Annotated in this window: 19 protein-coding genes; 5 read left to right on the top strand and 14 right to left on the bottom strand. The window is 64.2% G+C overall.

All coding sequences use genetic code 11. The annotated features are described in order from the left end of the window. Positions 1–57 precede the first annotated feature (57 nt). Both KP003_RS00145 and KP003_RS00140 read right to left on the bottom strand, forming a co-directional pair. Positions 58–1284 carry a Tll0287-like domain-containing protein gene (locus KP003_RS00145; protein WP_216790088.1) on the bottom strand — a complete coding sequence of 409 codons (1227 nt, stop codon included), beginning with the start codon at positions 1282–1284 and terminating at the stop codon, positions 58–60. 16 nt (positions 1285–1300) lie between these two features. Beyond that, entirely contained in the window at positions 1301–2056 is a 756-nt protein-coding gene (locus KP003_RS00140; RefSeq protein WP_217300203.1) for a hypothetical protein, read from the bottom strand. Between KP003_RS00140 and KP003_RS00135 the strand changes: the two genes are divergently transcribed. From KP003_RS00135 to KP003_RS00125, 3 genes are all read left to right on the top strand, one after another. Beyond that, positions 2027–2368, top strand: coding sequence for a hypothetical protein (locus tag KP003_RS00135; RefSeq protein WP_216496891.1), 342 nt, complete (start codon positions 2027–2029; stop codon positions 2366–2368). The genes KP003_RS00140 and KP003_RS00135 overlap by 30 nt on opposite strands. 115 nt (positions 2369–2483) lie before the next feature. Beyond that, positions 2484–3080 (top strand): peptidoglycan-associated lipoprotein Pal, encoded by a 597-nt coding sequence (pal, locus tag KP003_RS00130; protein WP_216496892.1) that lies wholly within the window; start codon positions 2484–2486, stop codon positions 3078–3080. A 45-nt stretch (positions 3081–3125) separates the two neighbouring features. Further along, positions 3126–4994 (top strand): tetratricopeptide repeat protein, encoded by a 1869-nt coding sequence (locus tag KP003_RS00125; protein ID WP_216790085.1) that lies wholly within the window; start codon positions 3126–3128, stop codon positions 4992–4994. 77 nt (positions 4995–5071) lie between these two features. Here the strand turns inward: KP003_RS00125 and KP003_RS00120 are convergent, their stop codons facing one another. Further along, positions 5072–5527 (bottom strand): MamS/MamX family magnetosome protein, encoded by a 456-nt coding sequence (locus KP003_RS00120; protein ID WP_216496894.1) that lies wholly within the window; start codon positions 5525–5527, stop codon positions 5072–5074. A gap of 300 nt (positions 5528–5827) precedes the next feature. Between KP003_RS00120 and KP003_RS00115 the strand changes: the two genes are divergently transcribed. Continuing rightward, a complete protein-coding gene (locus KP003_RS00115; RefSeq protein WP_217300202.1) occupies positions 5828–6832 on the top strand; it encodes an SDR family oxidoreductase in 1005 nt (334 codons plus the stop codon). Between the two features lie 107 nt (positions 6833–6939). Here the strand turns inward: KP003_RS00115 and KP003_RS00110 are convergent, their stop codons facing one another. Next, positions 6940–7677 carry a PleD family two-component system response regulator gene (locus tag KP003_RS00110; protein WP_216496896.1) on the bottom strand — a complete coding sequence of 246 codons (738 nt, stop codon included), beginning with the start codon at positions 7675–7677 and terminating at the stop codon, positions 6940–6942. 309 nt (positions 7678–7986) lie between these two features. Between KP003_RS00110 and KP003_RS00105 the strand changes: the two genes are divergently transcribed. After that, positions 7987–9093, top strand: a complete 1107-nt coding sequence (locus KP003_RS00105; protein ID WP_216790083.1) for a DUF362 domain-containing protein — start codon at positions 7987–7989, stop codon at positions 9091–9093. 66 nt (positions 9094–9159) lie between these two features. Here KP003_RS00105 and KP003_RS00100 read toward each other — a convergent pair whose 3' ends face one another. From KP003_RS00100 to murI, 10 genes are all read right to left on the bottom strand, one after another. Further along, entirely contained in the window at positions 9160–10776 is a 1617-nt protein-coding gene (locus KP003_RS00100) for a hypothetical protein (protein WP_216790081.1), read from the bottom strand. Between the two features lie 64 nt (positions 10777–10840). After that, positions 10841–12211, bottom strand: coding sequence for a sigma-54-dependent transcriptional regulator (locus KP003_RS00095; protein WP_216496899.1), 1371 nt, complete (start codon positions 12209–12211; stop codon positions 10841–10843). An 80-nt stretch (positions 12212–12291) separates the two neighbouring features. Next, on the bottom strand, positions 12292–13773 hold the full coding sequence (locus tag KP003_RS00090) for a HAMP domain-containing sensor histidine kinase (protein ID WP_239027582.1): 1482 nt from the start codon (positions 13771–13773) through the stop codon (positions 12292–12294). A gap of 85 nt (positions 13774–13858) precedes the next feature. Next, positions 13859–14482: a type II secretion system protein gene (locus KP003_RS00085; protein WP_236026662.1), complete on the bottom strand. Its 624-nt coding sequence runs from the start codon at positions 14480–14482 to the stop codon at positions 13859–13861. Further along, entirely contained in the window at positions 14482–15414 is a 933-nt protein-coding gene (locus KP003_RS00080; protein WP_216496901.1) for a transketolase family protein, read from the bottom strand. The genes KP003_RS00085 and KP003_RS00080 overlap by 1 nt, the downstream gene beginning before the upstream one ends. A gap of 156 nt (positions 15415–15570) precedes the next feature. Then, the gene (locus KP003_RS00075) at positions 15571–16395 is read right to left on the bottom strand and encodes a transketolase (RefSeq protein ID WP_216496902.1); all 825 of its coding nucleotides are present in this window, start codon (positions 16393–16395) and stop codon (positions 15571–15573) included. Between the two features lie 22 nt (positions 16396–16417). Further along, positions 16418–16900, bottom strand: a complete 483-nt coding sequence (locus tag KP003_RS00070) for a RomY N-terminal domain-containing regulatory protein (RefSeq protein ID WP_216496903.1) — start codon at positions 16898–16900, stop codon at positions 16418–16420. Positions 16901–17008: 108 nt separating this feature from the next. Then, positions 17009–19450 carry a homocysteine S-methyltransferase family protein gene (locus KP003_RS00065; protein WP_216496904.1) on the bottom strand — a complete coding sequence of 814 codons (2442 nt, stop codon included), beginning with the start codon at positions 19448–19450 and terminating at the stop codon, positions 17009–17011. Positions 19451–19751: 301 nt separating this feature from the next. Then, a complete protein-coding gene (locus KP003_RS00060) occupies positions 19752–20342 on the bottom strand; it encodes a GerMN domain-containing protein (protein WP_216496905.1) in 591 nt (196 codons plus the stop codon). Further along, the gene (gene murI, locus KP003_RS00055) at positions 20326–21165 is read right to left on the bottom strand and encodes a glutamate racemase (protein WP_216496906.1); all 840 of its coding nucleotides are present in this window, start codon (positions 21163–21165) and stop codon (positions 20326–20328) included. The genes KP003_RS00060 and murI overlap by 17 nt, the downstream gene beginning before the upstream one ends. Between the last annotated feature and the right edge of the window lie 155 nt (positions 21166–21320).

The raw sequence follows: 21320 nt of genomic DNA, 5'->3' as shown, positions 1-21320 counted from the left end.
AGCCGGCCCCGGGGCCGGCTTCTTTCGTGGCTCCCCGCGGGGGCTGCCGGCAGGACGTCACTCCTCGTCCTCCTCCCTTCTCTTCACCACCTTGCACTGCTCGTCGAAACAGGAAGGACAGATGCCGTGGCTGAACATGGCATCGGTGTGCTCCGAGATGTACTGCTCCATCTGTTGCCAGCTCTCCTCGTCGTTGCGGATCTTCTTGCAGTAGGAGCAGATCGGTATCACCCCTTCAAGGATGCGGACCTTTGCCAGTGCCGCCTCCAGTTGCTCCACCTTCGCCGCGAGTTCCGCCTGGACCGCCTTGCGCTGTGCCACGTCCTGCTCCAGGGTCTGGTTCAACTCCTGCAGCTCAGCCGTCCTCTGCCGCACCTGCCCCACCAGCCCTTCCTTTTCGGCACGCAGGTGCCTGGAAAGGTCGTTGAAGGTGCCGGTCAGTTCCACCAGTTCCCTGGCCCGCGACAATTGCGGGATATCCTGCCCCAGGCGGCTTTCGTCCCGGAGGATGGCATCGGTGCGGTCGCGCAGCGCAGCCAGTGGGTTCAACAGCACCCCTTCCATCAGGAGGAATTGCAGCAGCGAGGCGCCGCCCAGGATGGCCAGCAGCAGGACGGACAGCTGGAAGGAGAGCCGGTTGGCATCGGCGTACGCCTTCTCCAGCGGTATCCGGATCGACACCGCCGAAACCAGGTCCCCTTCGTGCCTGTTGAAGCTGCGCAAAGGTCCGTACTCATGCACCAGGTCGGCCGGAGCCCTCTGCGGTACGCTGTGGCAGCGCAGGCAGTCTTTCTCCATGCTCTCACCCCGGCGCATTACCACGAAGAACGGCTTGCCGCTGAAAAGCCGGATCTCCGACCGCACGTCGATCGACGAGTTCCTCTTGAGTTCACCCAGGAAGGCGCGCTCCACGTCATCCGCCTCGTTCAGGGGGCTTCTGGCGTTTACCGCACACTCCTTGTAGTAGTAATTGCTATTGGAGAAGGCATTGTTGTAGCGGTCGATCTCCCGCACCGCATAGGTGGAGGACATCCAGACCGGATCGAAGTACTCCCCCGGACGGTACCGGTCCGTCAGCTGGAACAGCTTGGGTTTCAGCTGCTTGGAGAAGTAGCTGTGGACTGCGAGCTTGCTGTCGAGGATCAGCCGTGCCTTCTCCCTTGCCTCGTCAAGGGCCGCCTCGCGCTGCTGGTGGTTGACAGTAAGGACTATGGCGACCGCCACTATCAGGTAGGAGGCCAAGTAGAGCAGCACGAAAGCTCTCTTGGCGGAAAAATTGAGCATGGCACCTTCCTTTGACTTATCTCACCCTGCCGGCGGCAGTACCGCTGAAAGTGCCGGCGCCGTTGCTGTTTATCCTGCCGGCTGCGGCGCCGTTCAACTGTACGTTGCCGGTGCCGTTGACAACGCCCCTGTTGCCGGAGAAATCGAGGGCTCCCGACCAGTTGCCGGCGGTGGTGACCCACTGTTTGTGATGATCGGGATGATGGCAGAGACGGCGTGTCCGGTGCCGGAGGTGACCTCCACCGTGGAGTTCCAGACCGTTATCGAGGCGAACATTGCAGGCAACGTTTGCCCAGGGGGAGGCGAGGTTGATCCAGACCCCGAAGCGGCTGAACAGGACCAGGACGGCAGCGACGATACAGCCCATACGGGTCAGGGCCGCCGTCCCCACCTTATAACGTTTCGGGAATAGGTTCTGAAACTTTAAAAGAAGCTCTGTGCCAGAGTAAAAACTGGGGGAGAGTGTCACAGAGGATGGAACGAGATGGCAGAAGGCAACCTGCTCAAGGAACAGCTCGAACACCGCAAGAGGTCCATGGAGAAGATCAACGAGATCCATTCGTCCGGCAACCTCCGCCCTTGCCGACGGCATGACCAGGTTGAAGCAGGACGGGATACTGAAATGCACGCAGGGACACACCGACATCGACGAGTTGCGCCGGATCTGCATCAAGTAGGTAGTTGTTTTTCTAGTAGGGATAGGATATAAATTGTTGCTCGGTACAACTTTGTCGGCAAACAAATGTCCATGATCAAAAAGAGCCTCACTCATAAAAGCCTGCTGCTTCTGATCACCTGCATCGCCTCGATCTCGATCCTCGCCTTCGGGATGCGGGGTCCGGATCTGTCGCGCTCACATCGCCCCAAGCCGAAGCCCCGCGCCTATATCGAAGAGCAGTTCAAGAAGTCGCAGGAGAGCGTGGTCAAGAAGTCTTTCGACCACATCCAGGCCGAACCTGCGCAGGGGTGCGAACCCGTTGTCCGCACCGTTTTCCACACCGTATATCCGCCCGCCTTCCGCGGCGTGGCAGCCTCCCCGCTTTTCTCGGTCCTCTCCCGGGGCCCCCCTGCTCCCGCTGTCTGACACCGGCTCTCCGGAACCTTAGATCTCCACAGTCACCAAAGTGAATGAACAGCGTCGCTCGCGTCCGCGCGCCTTGTCGCGTCCACAATAACCAAAGCATCAAGGGAGGAAATCCATGAAACTCAATCTTAAAAGGCTTGTTCCCGTTCTTTGCACCGGCGTATTCATCGTAAGCGGCTGCGCCAAGCAGCAGTCTGTGAAAACCGACCAGCCCCTGGCTCCTTCGGCAACCACCCAGTCAGCACCCGCCAAGGCAGCCGCTCCTGCGACAACGCAGCAGACGGCGCCGGCAACCTCCGCACTCCCGTCCTCGACCATCAAATCGGAGCAGATCCAGTCGCAACCGGCACCGCTTACCCAGAAGGAAGCCACCCTGGCCGGCGCGCTCGAGAAGGTTTATTTCGACTTCGACTCCGATGTGCTGAGCGATGCGGCCAGGAAAACGCTGACCGAGAATTACGCGAAACTGAAGGCGATGCCGAGCGTTAAGATCCGCATCGAGGGGAACTGCGACGAGCGCGGCTCCGACGAATACAACCTCGCCCTGAGCGAGCGCCGTGCCCAGTCCGCAATGAAGTACCTGGTTGCCCTGGGGATTCCCGCCAGCCGCCTCTCCACCATCGGCTACGGCGAGGAAAAGCCCGCCGTCGCCGGTCACGACGAGGCAGCCTGGGCCAAGAACAGGCGCGATGAATTCACCATCAACAAGTAACCGAGAGGGGCCGCAACGTCGGCCCCTTGACGTTTCAGGTGTGCCATGAACCATACACTGACAAGCCGGACCTTACGGTCCGGCATCGTCCTGCTCGCCTGCCTTTCCATGGGCTTCACCTGGGGAGGCAAGGACAAGTGCACGGAAGCACGTGAAGCCGTGGAGAAAGTAGCACCGGAAACCCCGTCGGCCGACCGGGCCGAGACGGAGAAAAAGGTCCAGGCGCTTTGCCGCGACGGAGGAGCGGCGCTGTACCTGAAGGCGGTGTCCCTCGAGGCACAGGGGAAGACCGATGAGGCGATGGCAGCCTACCGCGACGCCCTAGCCCAAGATCCCCAGCTCCTCCAGGCTCGCGGACGCCTCGGGCTTTTGCTTCTGGCCAAGGGAAACCGCGAGGAGGCCTCCGTCCCGCTGTTTCAGGCGGCCAGGCAGTCGGGCGACCCGCGTTACGCCCGCGCCCTTGCCGATATCTTCCTCGAAGGAAAACTGTACGCGCTGGCCCTGAATCAGTACCGGCTGGCCCAGCCCGCCTTCGCCAACGACGTCAACCTCTTCCTCGGGCTCGCCCGCAGCTACGCTGGCCTGGGCGAGCAGCAGCACGCGCTGGAGTCGCTGCAGGAAGCCCTCCGACTGGACCCCTCAAACGCCACGGTCCACCTCGAGCTCGCCGCGCTGTACCAGGACCGGAACCGGTACGACCAGGCGGCGGCACACCTGCGCCAGGCCATCAGCGCTGCTCCCGGCAACGCCAACGCCCATTTCAGGCTGGCGCAGCTCCTGGAGGTGATGGGCAAACGCAAGGAGGCCGAGAAGGAATACACACTCGCGGGGGTGCAGCGGGCGGTCACCGTGGCCGACCACCTGAAGCGGGGGGCGAAATACGAGGAAACCGGCGAGTTCGCCCTGGCCGCCGCCGAGTACGGTTCCCTGCTGGTGAAGAACCCGGATACACGTGGGGTGCGCGAAAAGCTCGGAGACGCCCATCTTGCCGCCGGGCACGACGCCGAGGCCATCGCGGCGTACGAAGACGCCCTGCAGATGAAGGAGGATTCCGCCCGCCTTCGCTACCACCTGGGCACCCTCTACGAGCGCAAGGGGGACCTCGACGAGGCGGTGCGGAATTTCACCGCTGCCCTGAAGCTCGACCCCTCCAACAGCGAACCCCGCAGGCGGCTCGCCGACATCCACGCCCTGCGGGGCGATCTCGATGAGGCCGTCGCCTCGTACCGGGAGCTCGTCTCGCAGCAGGCCGACAACCCCCTCAACTACCTGAAGCTGGCCCGCCTGCTGGAAAAGCAGAGAGCTTACCGGGACGCTGCGTCAGCCTACGACAAGGCGCTGAGGCTGGATCCCTCCAACAGCGAGGCCCATCGCAGCATCGCCCTGTTGTACCTGCGCCTGAAACAGCCCGATCCGGCCGAGAAGCACCTGCGCGAGGTCCTAACGCTCGACCCCGGGAACTCGCAGGCAAGAGACACCCTCATCTCCCTCTTCGTCAAGCAGAAGCGTTACGACGACGTCACCACGCTCCTGGAAGAGGCCGCGCAACTCAACCCGCAGAGCGCGGACAGCCAATACCGCCTCGGTGTCATCTACGCGTTCAAACGGGAGGACGAGAAGGCGCTACGTCAGTTCGAGGCGGCGCTCAAGCTGAAGCCGGACCACGCCCGGGCACTGAACGCGATGGGGAAACTGTACCTGAAGGAGGGAAACCGGGAGAAGGCGCGGGAGGCGTTCGCCGCTGCCAGGAAATCCGACCCCGACATGCTGGAACCGGTCGAACTCTGGAACAAACTGAGTGCCGAGACGAAGCACCATGTGAAAAGGCAGAAGTCCCGGCCTAGCAAACCGGCGAAGACGAAAAAGGCGGGTAATAAAAATAAACGGAACAAGAGGAAGGGCGCCAAGCGGTAGCGGGCGGCCGCCTCAGCGGACATTAAAAAGGAGGCGCAACTTCACGCGCCTCCTTCCGACACTCCTTGCGGCTCCCCTTACCTGCGCCACCCGGCCCACACCGGGACACCCGCCTGGTCGCGCAACTGCAGCACCGCGTCCCCTTTTTTGACTTCCGCAGCGATGATGGCGGGCTTTCCGTCGAAGGTCACCCGTGCCCCCTTTACCTCCACCCTGTCCCCCTTCTCGATCCTGGTGTCGAGGCGTTCCAGGAACCAGGCCGGGCCAAGGTGAACCGGGATGGTCTCCTGCCCGGTTCTCAGCAGAAGGTGCACGCCGTTGCCCGGCCCCTTCCTGGCCGACATCAGCTCAACCTTGGCCACCTCCCCGCTCACCGTCTCAACCTTGGCCGGGTCGTAGAGCCGCTGGTAGGCACCTTTCATGCCCCATCCACCACTGCCGCGCCACCCCTGCCAGGGAGCTCCCCATGCCGACGCGGCGAATGCCACGGCAAGCAGAGATGCCACAACGATGGAGATCATTCGTCTTTTCATAAGAACCTCCTTGTGTGAGATTTATGAAGGATACCACGAAGCGGCAATACCGCTTCAAGCTGCAGCCCAAAGCCGGACCGGAGGGGCACACGTGAGCACGCACCTGATGGAACAACTCCTAACCGGTAATGCAGCAGCTCAAGCAGCCCCCCCCACCCCTCTCGCGGGATTTTCCTTCCGGTTTACGGCCCCCCAGAGGTTAATGCTTTCATATCTGGTATCCTAATGGGCGTTGCCCCGTGGGGATCATGACTTTTCTGCGGGTGACTGTACGATTCAGAACCGGGCAGGAGGTCACAGATGAACGGAACTTCAGGCAGGGTCGTCGTCATCACCGGCGCTTCGGCCGGGCTAGGGCGCGCCACGGCACGGGCCTTTGCCCGCGAGGGGGCGCACATTGGGCTGTTCGCCAGGAACCGCGAGCGGCTGGAGGCGGCCAGGGAGGAGGTGGAGCGCCTTGAGGGAAAGGCGTTGGTGCTTGTGGGGGACGTGGCCGACGCGCGGCGCGTCGAGGAGGCGGCGGACGAGGTGGAGCGGGAGTTCGGCCCCATCGACGTCTGGGTGAACAACGCCATGACCTCGGTCTTCTCCTCCTTCAAGGAGATGACTGCGGAGGAGTTCAGGCGGGTGACCGAGGTGACCTACCTCGGGGCGGTGCACGGCACCATGGCGGCACTGAAACGGATGCTGCCGCGCAACCGGGGTATGGTGATTCAGGTGGGCTCGGCGCTGTCGGATCGCAGCATACCGCTGCAGTCGGCCTACTGCGGCGCCAAGCACGGCATGAGGGGCTTCACCGACGCGATCCGCTGCGAACTGATCCATGAGAAAAGCCGGGTGCACCTGACCATGGTGCAACTCCCGGCGATGAACACCCCGCAGTTCGACTGGGTCGAGTCGCGCCTCCCCAACCGGCCGCAGCCGGTCCCTCCCATCTACCAGCCGGAGGTGGCCGCCGATACCATCGTCTGGGCATCGCACCGCAGGCGCCGGGAAATTTACGTCGGGCTGCCCACGCTCAAGGCGATGTGGGGCAACAAGGTCGCCCGTGGCCTGCTCGACCTCTACCTCGGCCTCACCGGGTACAAGTCGCAGCAGACCGACGAACCGGAGCGGCCCGACCGCGCCGCCAACCTTTGGGAAAGCGTGCCCGGCCCCTACGGCGCGCACGGGCGTTTCGACGCCCGATCCAAGGGGTTCAGCACCCAGGTCTGGCTCTCGGAGCGCAAGTGGGGCCTGGGGGCCCTGGTCGCCGGCACCATCGCGGCCGCCGCGGTTTTCTCCGCGGCTAGACGGAAAGGGTAAGGGATACCTCGCCAACTGCCCCTCTCCCGGAGGACGAGGGGAAAGACCGGAAGGGAGGGATCATAATGCGAAAGGGGGGGCGGCTGCTGCCGTCCCCCCTTCTTGCGTCATTCCTTGTGCTTCTTGAAGTAGGCCAGGAACTCCTGGCGCGTGAGCCACGTCTTGCGCACCAGGTGCTCGATGCTGCGGCTCATGGCCAGGCGTTCGCCGTCCTTCATCTCCCCCTTGAGCAGCACGAAGAACGGGATGTTCCGCGTCTGCGGGTAGAGCCGGAAACGCTCCAGGAGCTCGAACGCGGCCTGGTCCGGGAGCATCAGCGCGCAGAACATCATGTAGGGATGCACTATGGTGCCCAGGGCCACCGCCTCCTTGGCGGTGTAGGCGTTCACCACCTCGAAGCCGAGCTTCGTGATGGCGTGCTGCACCTGCTCCTCCCCCTTGCGGGTCACCAGCATCACCTGCAGATCGTAGTCGTCCGACTCGTCGGTGAGCCCCAGTTGCTTCAGCTTCCTGGTCATGTAGGGCGTGTCGATGGGGAGGGTGAAAAAGCCCGCCACCGGGAAGACGGCGCCGACTTGGCCGATCTCGCTCAGGTACATGGGGAGGATCGGGATCTCCCGGGTCGCCTGGTTCTCCTTCAGGGCCAGCAGCACCCCCCAGCCGTCGTCGGACCAGGGGGAGAGATCCAAAAGGATCGCCCGCGGGGTGCACCCGGAGAGCTCGGACACCTTGGCCGTCCTGGCGCGGTGCCCCCCTTCGGCGAGGTAGCTACAGACGATGGCGCCGCGCTCCACCCTCTCGCCCAGTCCCATGATCCAGAGTTCTCGCTCGTCACATTCGATCATCGGTGCTCCTTTATCGTTCCCGCCGTTGCGCTCCCGCTGCCTCTGTCAGGGCGGGCGGGACAGCTCCGGGGGTCGAATTTTTAATGGTTTGCAGCGCGCGCCGCCACGGAACCGACTGACGGCCACCAGCCGTAATGCCGCTCCCACAGCGTAGTTTCGATCCATTCCCCGCAGAGTACACTGAGAATTTTTAATAAATAACATATTTTACCCGCAGAGCAAGAAAAAGTTGCGAGCTGTTGAATTGGCTGGCGATATATGATACCAATCGCTGGTCGTCTGTCAGGCATGCCTATAGGAGGGGAAGCTATGAAGAGCAAGGTGTTTTTTGCGGATATGAGGGCGGGGGCCAAGGAAAATCTGTTCGGCAAGATCGGCCGGCTGATGCAGCAGGCCGGATTGGCGCAGAGCGTCGCGCCCGGGGACCTGGTCGCCGTGAAGGTCCACTTCGGCGAGCGGGGCAACCACACCTTCATCCGTCCGATATTCCTGCGCCGCGTGGTGGACGAGATCAAGGCGTTGGAGGGGAAACCGTTTCTGACCGATTCCTCCACCCTCTACCCCGGCGAGCGCAAGGAGGCGGTCTCCGCCCTGGCCTGCGCCGTGGAAAACGGCTTCGCCTACGCCGTCGTGAACGCGCCGCTCATCATGTGCGACGGCCTGAAGGGGCATAATGCCAAGGATGTACAGGTGGACGGCGAGATACTGAAGACGGTCAACATCGGCGCTGAGATCCTCGAAGCGGACGCGCTCATCGCGGTTTCGCATTTCAAGTGCCACGAACTGACCGGGTTCGGCGGGACCCTGAAGAACCTCGGGATGGGGTGCTCGAGCCGCACAGGGAAGATGCAGCAGCACTCCACGGTGGCGCCCAAGGTGGCGGAGCGGTTCTGCAACGGCTGCAGCGTCTGCCTGAAGTCCTGCGCCCATGCCGCAATCGCCATCATCGAAGGGAAGGCCCAGATCGACCCCGCCGCCTGCGTGGGGTGCAGCCGCTGCATCACCGCGTGCCAGAGGAAGGCGATCAACATCCAGTGGAACGAGAGCGCGTCGCTGGTCATGCGCAAGATGGCCGAATACGCCAAGGGGGCCCTTTACGGGAAGCAGGGAAAGACCCTCTTTTTGAACTTCATCACCCAGGTCTCCCCCGCCTGCGACTGCTACGGGCACGCCGACGCCCCCATCGTCAACGACATAGGCATCTGCGCCTCGGCCGACCCGGTGGCGCTGGACCAGGCCTGCGCCGACCTGGTCAACAACGCCCGCGGCAACCAGGAGACCGCGCTCGCCAGCGGCCACGAGCCAGGCGGCGACAAGTTCCGCGGCGTCCACCCGGAGATCGATTGGGAAGTGCAGTTGGAGCACGCCGAAAAGATCGGGATCGGGACCAGGGGCTACGAGCTGGTCAGAATCTGAGTAACAGGTTGAGGTTACGGTTGAGGTTGAGGAATTTCTTAACCTTAACCTCAGCCTAAACCTGTCTTACAAGAAGCTCCCCCCATCCAGCGAGATCAGCAGGGAGAAATCGTTCTCCCTGCGGTCCTCGGTCAGGTTGTTCACTTCGTTGTACTCGCCTTTCACAGCCAGGCTTGGCTGCCGGCTCCAGTTGAAGAACCGCGCCAGGGGATAAACGGCCTTCAACTTGGCCCCGAACGTCTCCTTGCCGGTGCCCGGCACCCCGGTGCACTCCCGTTTGTACCCCCCCTTGATCTCGTAGTCGACCCTTTTCTCGAGCAGCTTCCCGGACACTCCCAGGTTCAGCGCGTACTGGTCGGTGCGCTGCGCCGCGTTGAAGTCCGTGATCCTCTTCAAGGAGAGGTCCGGAAGGAGCGTAAAGCTCCCCGCCGAGAACCTGGGCAGGAAGCCGAGGCTGGTCGTGGCCAGCTCCCGCTGCTGCCGCAGACGGTCGATACGCTGCGACATCCCCCCGCGCACCCCCAAATCCCAGCTACCCGCCAGGTAGTTCAGCTGCCCCGAAACCGCGTCCTCCGCCACGTCCTTGGGCAGCGTGCCGAGCGGCTCCCTGCCGCTGTCGATAACGGTTTTGCGGTACTGCAGCGCCAGGGGCAACATCTTCACCCCCCGGAAGCGGTAGTCGAAGACACCCTCGTAGCGGTTCACCCTGGGTGCGAGCGGGTTGTTCTCGACGTTGTCGTTGTAGCGCGAAAGCTTCACGTCGAAGGCGTGCAAAGCCAGGACGGTCTCCACGCCGAAGCTTCCCCCTTCCCTGTCGCGCGGGGGACCGGCGCTCATGAGCAGGTACCTGGGGCCGGTCCGCTCGTAGAGCGCGGTGTAGCGGCTGGGGCCCCACCCCCCCGAGAGTTTGAGCCGGTAGGCGGTGTCGCGCATGGGCGAAGTCAGGTCGGAGGTGCTGGCATCGTAGCTCGAACAATCGTACTCCGCCTCGGCCGCAACCAGCCCCTTCAGTGGCTTCAGCTGCGCCACGAAGCCGGCCACGTCACCCCGCCTCGCGCCCGCCGCGGGCCAGCGCCCCTCCCGGTCCAGGGACTTGCGGCCGGAAAGCAGGATGGTCTTGAAGCTGGCGCTCTCGTCCAGAAGCGACAGCTCGCCGGTTGCCCCCACCAGGGTATCGTCCGCCCCCTCCCCGTGCGCGTCCGAGGTCGCAAAGGTCTCCAGGGTGGCCCGGTTGCCGAAGCTCCCGGTGAGGAATGAGAAGCGTCCGCCCCGCCCCCGCACCTCCTGCAGCGTGTTCCTGGTCTGCTTCAGCTGCAGGTCGCCCATCTCGACCAAAAGCTTGTAGCCGCTGCCGCCGTACTCGCCTCGCTGCAGCACGAAGGCGGGGACCCCGCTCCCGGGCTCCTTAGGGTACTCCGCCCGGAATTCGGTGCGAGAGCCGGGAGCGACGGGGGACGGTGCATCCAGGCGAAGCCCCGGCAGTTGCAGGGGGAAGATGTCAGGTTGGGCAGGGAGAGACGTAGCGGACGCGGCGGGCGGGCCGGGCTCGGGATACGAGGCGCCGGCGGGGGGAGGTGCCGCGGCGAAAAGCGCCGCCAGCAACAGGCACGGAACGAAGAACGCCCCGGCAGAGGATCTGCCAGGGCGAGGTATCAAGCTGTGGGTCGTCGATTCAAGCGGCATCCGGCGCACCTGGTGCTGCGGTCCGTTACCCGCGAGGGTGCAGTGGAACCTCCCGGGTGCTCTCCTACTTCAGGAAACCGAATTTCTTCATGCGGTAGCGGAACGCATCGATGCCGAGGTTCAGCTTCTTGGCGGCCTTGGACTGGTTCCAGTCGGTCATCTCCAGGGACTGCTTGATCAGCTCGCGCTCCACCTCCTCGATGTCGATCCCCTCGGGGGGGAGCTTGAAGGTGGTGAGCGGCACGGTGGCCTGCGAGGCCTTGGCCACGATCTCGAGCGGCAGGTTCTCGAGAAGCAGGTTTTCGTCGTTGCCCAGGATGATGGCGCGCTCGATGACGTTCTTGAGCTCGCGGATGTTGCCGGGCCAGTTGTACTCGACCAGGAGCTTCTCCGCCATGCTGGAGATCCCCTTGGTCGGCTTGTTGAACTCCCTCGAGAAGACCTCGATGAAGTGGTTGGCCAGCACCAGGATGTCCTCCTTGCGCTCTCGCAGGGCGGGGAGGAAGATCGGGATGACCTGGAGCCGGTAGTACAGGTCGTTTCTGAAGGACTTGTCCTCGATCGCCTTAATCAGGTCCTTGTTGGTCGCGGAGATGATCCTGACGTCGACGGGGATCACCTTGGCGCCGCCGATGCGACGGAAGGTGCGGTCCTCGAGGAAACGCAGCAGCTTGGCCTGCATGCCGATCTCCATGTCCCCGATTTCGTCCAGGAACACGGTGCCGCCGTCGGCCAACTCGAAGAGCCCCTTCTTGGAGGTCTTGGCGTCGGTGAAGGCCCCCTTCTCGTGACCGAAGAGCTCGCTCTCCAAGAGGGTGGAGGGAACGGCGGCGCAGTTGATGGCGACGAAAGGCTTGTCGGCACGGGCGGATTCGTAGTGGATGTACTTCGCCACCAGTTCCTTGCCGGTACCCGACTCCCCCTGCACCAGGACGGTTGTGGCGTCGCTCTTGGCCACCTTGGCCATCATCTCCAGCACGTTTTTCATGTGCTTGGAGCTCCCCAGGATCTTGGGCGGTCCCTGCTTCTTGTGCTCGCTGCGAAGCTGCACCACCTCGCGGCGCAGCTCGGAGGTCTCCAGGGCCTTCCTGACCACCAGCGCCATCTCGTCCAGGTTGAAGGGCTTGTTGATGTAGTCGTAGGCCCCGTGGCGCATGGTGTTCACCGCAGTCTCCAGGCCTCCCTGGGCGGTCACCATGATCACCAGGATCTCTTCGTCGATCTCCTTGAGTCGCTGCAAAACCTCAAGGCCGTTGATGCCGGGGAGATGGTAGTCCAGCAGCACCAGTTCGGGCTGCTCTTCCCGGGCGATCCTGAGCGCGTCCTCGCCGGTCCCGGCGGTGCATACCTCGTACCCCTGCTTCTTGAGGTTCTGCTCCAGGGACCAGCGGATCAGGTGCTCATCGTCGACGACCATTATTTTTGCTCTGCGCATGGCGGCTCCTTAGGATGTGGTGCCGGGCTTGCTGGCCCGGAGTGGTCGGGGTCTGCCGTACTGCTTTCTGCTGCGATCGCTCAACTGATTATGCCGGTGCTCAAATGTGCCCGTTCCAGCTCCTCCTGGCTCGGGCAATACGCCGGGAGCTCAACCGAGAAGGTAGTGCCGACGCCATCCTGGCTGACGCAGGAGAGGCGCCCCCCGTGCTGCTCGATGAGCCGGTGGCTGATAGCCAGGCCAAGTCCGGTGCCCTGGGCCTTGGTGGTGAAGAACGGAGTGAAGATCTTTTCCAGGATCTGCGGCGGGATCCCAGGGCCGGTGTCGGTCACCCGCACCCGCACCATGTCCATGCCGTCGACGTTGGCCAGCGTGCTGGCCACGGTGAGGGTCCCCCCCGACTGCATCGCCTGCACCGCGTTCAGGAACAGGTTCAGGAACACCTGCTGGATCTGCTTGGGGTCAACGTAGACCGGAGGGAGGTCCTCGGCGAGCTCCAGCTTCTTCTCGATGTTCTTGCCGCCGCGATGCTGCGAGGCGAAGATCAGGATCTTCTTCAGCGCGCTGTTGATGTCGGTGCAGGTGGGCTCGGCCACGGTGGGCTTGCCGAAGAAGAGGAGGTCGTTGACCGTCTTGTCCAGCCGCGAGATCTGCTCCAGCACCTCCCCGATGATAAGGGCGCGCCCGTCCTCGGGCGAGAAGTCGTCCTTCAGGACGGTGATGGCGGCGGCGATCCCGGTGAGCGGGTTCTTGATCTCGTGGGCGATGCCGGCGGCCATCTCGCCCACCGAGGCCAGACGGTCGGCGCGCTCCATCTGCTGGTAGTGGTAGGTCTCCAGCTCCTTCTTGGCCCGGTCCAGCCGGTCCACCATGGAGTCGAAGGAGACGATCAGGCGGCCGATCTCGTCCTTCCCTTCCGGGGTCATGCGCACGGAGAGGTCTCCCGCCTCCACCCGGGCCATGTTCTTGGCCAGCTGGTTCAGCGGCTTCTTCACGAACTTCAGCATGACCAGCGAGATGGCAAGCGACAGGAAGCCGATGATGGCGACGGTGGACATGACGAAGAGCTTGGTCAGCTCGACGATGCGCCGCCTGGTCTCCACGAGCGAATAGTTGACGTTCAACAGGCCGATGATCCTGCTCTTGGCACCGTGGCACAGGTTGCATTGGCGGTTGTTGTAGATCGGCTTCACCATGCCGAGCACCTCGCCGTACCCGTCCAGGGTGAAGACCCCCTCGCGCTTGTTGTCCAGGAATAGTTTGAAGTCGTGCTGGTCCACGACGCGCCCGACCTCGGAGGCCTGGGAGGACTTCAGGATGACGCCGTGGGGATGGAAGATGCGCACGCCCACCAGGTTTTCGCTCTGCCCCACCATCTCCAGGATCACCTTCACGTCTTCGGTGTTGCCGTGGCGCATGGAGTTGTACAGGGAGCGTTCGATGGTGTCGAGCAAAAGCTCGCTCGATTCACGGGCGGAGTTGACGAGCTGCATCTGTTCGCGCCGCAGCGTCAGGAAGGCGAAGGTCCCGATGCCGAACACGAGCAGGCAGATGGAAAGCACGATAACCCGCGATGTGAGACTCTTGAAAATCAGGGTGCCTCCGGTTTCGGGCGCTGTCCCCCTCCCGGGAGGGGCCATCTGCAGCCTAGGGGGTGGTGGAACTACTCTTGTTGGTACTCGGGGTCGGGCTGCTGCTCGGATTCAGCCCCGTTATTGCCCCACCGGTTGCGGTAACCGGCGGAACGCGGTCGTACACGAACTCCCACTCGCTGTACTTTGTCTTCTTCTCAAAGTCGGCGGGGGGGAGATCGAAGGGGAAGTTCCCCTGCTTGATCGGGACCTGCTCGCTCTTCGACTTGACCCCGACGAGCTTGCCGTCCTTCCTGATCACGTCCCATTCCTTGAGGGTTATTGGGTCGACCAGGGCGTAGGGGCGCAGGTAGCGCAACTTGCCGGGGGTGTTCGGGTCCTGGAGCAGCGATTTCAGCTCGGGAGGGCCCGCCACCGCCGGCGGCGCGGCGTTGACGTTGCCGGTATTGCCGGGAACCTGGTTCGACACCAGTTTCCCGTCGATGACCCTGACCTTGTACCACCTGCGCAGGGCGTCCCGGATCTGGGTGCCACGGGAGATCAGTTCTTCCTCCCGCTCGCGCTTCATGGCGGTACTCCAGACCACCGCCGCCTGGCTGGCCATGATCCCGACGATCACGGCCATGACCAGGGCACCGATATAGGTGAAGCCACCCGTGGACCGGAGTACCCTTGGCATCATTTCTTCCTCGAAACGATCTCCCTGGCCTCTTCGATGAGGGTTTCGGCATTGAGCCCAAAATACTTGAGCAGTTCGTCGGACTTACCGGAGGTGCCGAAGCGGTCGTACACGCCGACCCGCTTCATCAGGGTTGGGCAGGCCTCGCCCAGGTACTCGGCGACTGCGCCGCCAAGGCCGCCCACCACGGAGTGCTCCTCGGCGGTGACGATGGCGCCGGTCTCCTGGGCCGCCTGCAGCACCAGCTCCTTGTCCAGCGGCTTGATGGTGCCGATGTGCAGCACCCGGGCGGAGATCCCCTCGGCCTTGAGCTTCTCGGCGGCGGTGACCGCGGCGGCGGTCATGAGACCGGTGGTGATGAAGGTGAGGTCGGTGCCGGGCACCACGACCACGCCCTTGCCGATCTCGAACTTGTGCCCTGCCGGGAACACGCTGGGAACCTTGTTGCGCCCCAGGCGCACGTAGACCGGCCCCTTGTAGGCGGCGACGGCGCGGATGGCCCCCTTGGTCTCTTCGCCGTCGGCCGGTACGATGACGGTCATGTTGGGGATGGCGCGCATGATGGCCACGTCCTCCACCGACTGGTGCGAGCCCCCGTCCTCACCGACGGTGACCCCGCCGTGGGTGGCGACGATCTTCACGTTGGCCTTCGGGTAGGCGACCGACTGGCGGATCTGCTCCCAGCCGCGGCCGGCGGCGAAGATAGCGAAGGTGGAGAGGAAGGGAACCTTCCCCACTGCGGCGAGCCCTGCGGCGGTGCCCACCATGTTGGCCTCGGCGATCCCCATGTTGAAGAAGCGGTTCGGGAATTTCTTCGCGAATACGCCGGTCTTGGTGGACCCGGAGAGGTCCGCGTCCAGCACCACTATCTTATCGTTCTCGCCCCCCAGCTCGGCCAGCGCCTCGCCGTAAGCGTCCCTCGTTGCGATCATAATTAGTCCCTTTCTGTATGTGTCCGTCCACGTTCCTTCCCCCGGAGGGGGAGGGTCAGGGAGGGGGTAGAATGGCTTTCCAGCTACGGCTTTCCCCCTTCCGGCCTCCCCCTCCGGGGGGATGGGAATTCGGGGAAGCGCCGGAAGCCAACGGTTCTAGTCGCAGCACCCCAGGCACCTGAGCGCCTCGGGAAGCTCCTCGTCGTTCGGGGTGACGCCGTGGTAGGATGCCTTGTTCTCGAACAGGTGCACCCCCTTGCCCTTCACCGTCTTGGCGACGATGGCGGTGGGTGCCCCCTTGTGCGCCTCGGCCTGGTCCAGGGCGGCCACGATCTGCCCCATGTCGTGCCCGTCGATCTCGATCGCGTTCCAGCCGAAGGCCTTGAACTTGTCGGAGATGGAGGAGACGTTCATGACCTTGGAGACGTCGCCGTCGATCTGCAGGCCGTTGGAGTCGATCAGGGCGCAGAGGTTGTCGCTCTTGTAGTGGGCGGCGGCCATGGCGGCCTCCCAGATCTGCCCTTCCTGCAGCTCGCCGTCGCCGAGCACCGCGTAGACCCGGTTCTCCTTGCCGTCCAGCTTGAGCCCCAGCGCCATGCCGTTGGCCATGGAAAGCCCCTGCCCGAGGCTCCCGGTGCAGACGTCGACCCCCGGGGTTCCCTTGCTGTCCGGGTGCCCCTGCAGATGGCTCCCCAGGCGGCGCAGCATCATCAGGTCCTCGGCGGGGAAGTAGCCGCACTCGGCGAGGGTCACGTAGAGCGCCGGTGCCGCGTGCCCCTTGCTGAGCACGAAGCGGTCCCTGCCGTCCCAGGCGGGCTCCGCCGGGTTGTGGCGCATCTTGTGGAAGTACAGTGCGCACACCATGTCGATGGCGGAAAGCGAGCCGCCGGTGTGGCCCGACTGCGACTTGTGCAGCGTCTTCACGATCGCGACGCGCAGGCGCCTCGCCTTTTCTTCCAGATCTGCAATCTTTTCTTTCACGAAGGTTCCTTTCAGGCTGGCTTTATTTGTCCTCGCCCGTGATCAGGTAATCGAGGATCACCTCATCCAGGCTACGATGGGCTGGAGATGTCGGGGGTACGGCGGGGGTCGGCTGCGCCGGTGCCTCCTGCCGCGGGGGGCGCGCCGGTGCGGGCTGCGCGGGGGCGACCTGCGGCGCGGGGGGTGCCGGGGGTGGTTCGACAGCGGGACTCTGCTCTTCGGCCGCGGTCGCCGGCACGCCGCCGGGGAAGATGCGGGCATCGAACTCGCCGTTTTTCAGGCGGCGCATCATGTCCTTGTGCTGCTCTTTCATGATCGATTCGACCACCAGCTCCAGCTGCTCCACCTTGATGATGTCGGCATAGCTGGTCTTGGCGGACGCGAGGATGACCCCGCCGCGGTAAAGCAAGGTGATGATGTGGGGATTGGCGACTCCGCTGTCCTCGGTCTGGACGTGGAACAATTCCCCTTTGTATCTGATGTTGTGGTTGAAACCAAGGACCATGCCTTACCTCTACGCCAAATGGCGGACCCGTCGCAAATTAGCACAGCGGGAGCGGCGTTGCAAGCGATATTCGGGGCGATGCCGGCTCCCGTCACCGCAAAAAAGCGTTTATTTTGCCAGCAGTTCCTTGATGCGGGCCACCGCCTCCATGGCGTCCTTGGCGTAGAGGTCCGCGCCGATCTCGTCGGCGTACTGCTGGGTAACCACGGCGCCCCCCACCATGGTGAAGCTCTTCACCCCTTCCGACTTCAAAAGGGTCACCACCTTGTCCATCTGGGCCATGGTGGTGGTCATCAGCGCGGAGAGCCCCACCGCGTCCACCTGGTGGCTGCGCGCCGCGTCCAGGATCTTCGCTGCCGGGACGTTCTTGCCGAGGTCGATCACCTCGAAGCCGTTGTTCTCCAGAAGCGTCACCAGGATGTTCTTGCCGATGTCGTGGATGTCCCCCTCGACGGTGGCCATGAGGATCTTCCCTGCGCTTTCCAGAGCGCCGCTGGAGAGCTCCTGCTTCAGCCGGGCGAAGGCCGCCTTCATGGTGTCGGCGGAGACCATCACCTGCGGCAGGAAGAAGGAGCCGTTGCCGAAGCGTCTCCCGACCTCGTCAAGGCCGACGAGGAGCGCCTCCGAGCTGATCTGCATCGGCGAGAGCCCCTCGGCGAGGGCCTCCTCCACCAGCGGGACCACGGCTTCCAGCTCGCCGTTTATGACCGCCTTGGCCAGCCGCCCCCGTATCCCTTCCGGCCCGGCGGCCTCAGCGGCGGGCGCCGCGGCCCCGGCGGCAGCCGCAGGCTGCACGGTGGCGCCGACGGACTGTCCGCGGTAGGCGTCGATGTAGCCGGCGGCGTTCACGTCCTTGCCCAAAAGCACCATGGCGCTTCTCCAGGCGGACATCATGGGGGCCTCCTTCACGTTCACGATGGCGGAGGTGAGACCGGCAGCCATGACCATGGAGAAGAAGGTGGACGAGATGAGCGGGCGGCAGGGGAGCCCGAAGGAGATGTTGGATACGCCGAGGGTGGTGTTGAGCCCGATCTCGGTCACCCGGCGCACCGCCTCCAGGGCGACCAGCGCCCCCTTCGGCTCCGCGCTCACGGTGAGGGTGAGGCAGTCGACCACGAGGTCGCTGCGCTTGATTCCCGCCGCGGCGGCGCGCTCGGCGATCTTCTGGGCCACGGCGACCCTCCCCTCGGCCTCGGCCGGGATGCCGGCGTCGTCCAGGGTGAGGCAGACCAGGGCCGCGCCGTACTTCCTGGCGAGCGGCAGCACCGCGGCCAGGCTCTTCTCCTCGCCGTTCACCGAGTTGATGAGCACCTTGCCGTCGGCGGACTTAAGCCCCGCTTCCAGCGCATCCACCGAGGAGGAGTCGAGCACCAGCGGGGTCTGCACCGCGCCGGTGACGCAGAATACGGCGCGCTCCATGGCGGCGGGCTCGTCGATGCCGGGGGTCCCCACGTTCACGTCGAGCAGCGTCGCGCCCAGTTCGGTCTGCTCCAGGGCCTCGCGCCTGATGTAGCTCACCTTCCCTTCACGCAGCTCCTGCGAATAGAGCTTCTTGCCGGTCGGGTTGATGCGCTCGCCGATCAGGGCCACCGGGTGCTTCTTGCCGATGGGGGCGAAGGAGCCGCGGCTGGAGATCCAGGTGGTGCCGTCGTCTTCCCTGGGGATGAACGGGGTCTGCTTCCCGGAGAGTGCCACCTTGATGGCGGAGATGTGCGCCGGGGTGGTGCCGCAGCAACCGCCGATGACCCGCACGCCCAGGCCGATCATCCGGTCATGGTAGGCGGTCATCTCGTCGGGGGTGCCGGGGAAGATGGTAACGCCGTCCTTGAGGACGGGGAGCCCGGCGTTGGCCTGGGAGATGAGCGGCAGACCGCTCACTTTCCTCATGGCGCAGAGGATGTCGTAGATGCCGTCCACGCCCAGGCCGCAGTTGGAGCCGACGATGGAGGCACCCGCAGCCTCGAGGGTGATGGCCGCGGCCTCCGGGGGCGACCCCAGCACGCTTCTCCCCTTCTCCTCGAAGGTGAGCATGGCGATGACCGGAATGTCGGCGGAAAGCTCGCGGATAGCGATGAGCGCCGCGCGGATCTCCTTGATGTCGAGGAAGGTTTCCAGCGAGATGACGTCGCAGCCGGCGTCGATCAGGGCCTTGGCCTGCTCGCTAAAGAGCGCGTGGGCCTCGTCGAAGCTCATGTCCCCGACCGGCTCCACGAAGCGTCCGGTCGGCCCGATCGAGCCCGCCACGTAGGCGTCGTCCCCTGCCACCTCGCGGGCGATGCGGACCGCCTCGGCGTTGATCCGGGCCACCTGGTCCCCCAGGCCGTAGTGCTCGAGCTTCGCCTTGGTGCCGCCGAAGGTGTTGGTGACGATGATGTCGGCGCCCGCCTCCAGGTAGGCGCGGTGCACCCCCGCCACAACCTCGGGGGCGGTCAGGTTCATCTCCTCGGGCGACTGTCCCGCCTTCAGCCCGCGCTCCTGCAGCATGGTTCCCATGGCGCCGTCCAAAACCAGCACCCGCTCCTTAACCGCCTGCATAAACGGCATCTTCATCGGTCACCCCTGAAAAGGAAATTTGAAAATCGGAAAAAAACGCTAACGACACAGGACACCAGGGAGATCATCTCCCACATCTGGCCACATCCCCTCTCCCCCCGGGAGAGGGTCAGGGTGAGGGAGTTGCCAAAGGCTAAATGACCGCAGCCGGCAAGCCCTCACCCGCCCTTCGGGCACCCTCTCCCAGAGGGAGAGGGAACCAGCGTATCACCGCCTTTTCCTCCGTGCCCTCAATGGATCCCCGTCCTTCAATGGACGTTCGTGTCCTCTGTGGCCCTTCGTGCTCTCGCTTTTGGTTTTACTGTTTTTCCGGCGCCGCAGGCGCCTCTTTCTTCTCCAGCGTGAAGTCGGCCGGGATGGGCGCGGAAAGGTCGAGGTGCCCCTTCAGCTCCTTGACCGGCACGCCGTCGACCAGGAACTGCACCGCTTTCACCTGCGGGAAGTTGGCGACGACGGTGTCGACCACGGAGTAGACGGCGCTCATCTCGGCGGAACTCCCCTCGGGGAGGCTCTCCACCAGCGCTTTGGAGAAATTCACCTGCACCACGTCCCCCTTCAACTGGGCCCCGAGCACCCGCGCGTTGTGCGGCAGGGTGGGCGCCAGGTCTCCCAGCGGCCCGACCACCAGCTCATCCACCACGCTGGCTATCATGTCATCGGTGGTATCCTCCACCGCGATCTCGCGCCCTTCCCGCGCCAGCGACGAACCGTCCTGGCTGGAGAAGAACAGGGTCACCACCCGGGTGTCGACCTGTTCGGCCGGCGCGGCGGGCGGCGTCACCTTGGTCGCCGTCTGGTATTTCCTGAAGACCATGCCCCCCACGACCACCGCAAAGACCAGGAAGGCGATCAGCAGGACCCCCTTGGCCCTGTTACTCCGTCTCTTCACCGTCCCCTCCTTCCTGCAGATCCTGCTCCAGGCTCACCTGGTAGACGTCCCCCAGCTCGCCGCCGAGGAAACGGTTGCCGACCCTGATGAAACCGGCCGGGATGTCGGTGACGTAGTAGTGGTGATTGCCCCGCTCGTTCACCGGGCGCAAAAGCCCCTCTTCGGTGAGGATCTGCGCCACGGTGCGGGCGGTTTCGGCCGCGGAGTCGACCAGGGTCACCTCCGGCCCCATTACCTGCGCGATCACTTCCTTGAGGATGGGATAGTGGGTGCAGCCGAGCACCAGGGTGTCCACCCCCTGCGCCTTCAGGTCCTCGAGGTAGATGCGCGCTGTCATCCTGGTCACCTCGTTGTCCACCCACCCCTCCTCGGCAAGGGGGACGAAGAGCGGGCAGGCGCGGTTCACCACCTCGATGTCCGGGTTGATCCTCTTGATCGCCTTGGTGTAGGCGGAGGAGGCCACGGTGGCGGCGGTGCCGATGACGCCTACCTTGCCGGTCCTGGTCGCCGCGGCCGCGGCGCGGGCGCCCGGCTCGATCACCCCCACGATGGGGATGTCGAACTCCTGCTGCAGCGCAGAGAGCGCCACGGCGGAAGCGGTGTTGCAGGCGACAACGAGGAGCTTGATGTCGCGGTTCATCAGGTAGCGGGCGATCTGGCGCGAGTAGCGGATCACCGTTTCCGGCGACTTGGTGCCGTAGGGGACCCGGGCGGTATCCCCGAGGTAGATGGTGTCCTCCTGGGGGAGCGTCTGCAGCACTTCCTTGAGAACGGTCAAGCCCCCCACGCCGGAGTCGAATATCCCGATTGCTTTCCAGGCCAAAGTTCTTTTCTCCAATACTTGTTGATGCGACTCTGCGCCGGACTCAAAAGGAGTTACGCAAGGTACCCGAAGAAGAGCGCGCGAGGTACGCGAAGCGAGCTTCGAGGTTCGACGCTTCAAGCTTTCTTCGCATGCGTCGCGGCTGCTTGAACGTC

The sequence above is a fragment of the Geomonas diazotrophica genome (genome assembly GCF_019063885.1).
GTDB lineage: Bacteria > Desulfobacterota > Desulfuromonadia > Geobacterales > Geobacteraceae > Geomonas > Geomonas diazotrophica.
The sequence above is the reverse complement of the archived record's forward strand: the minus strand, read 5'-3'. Positions and strand labels throughout refer to the sequence as shown.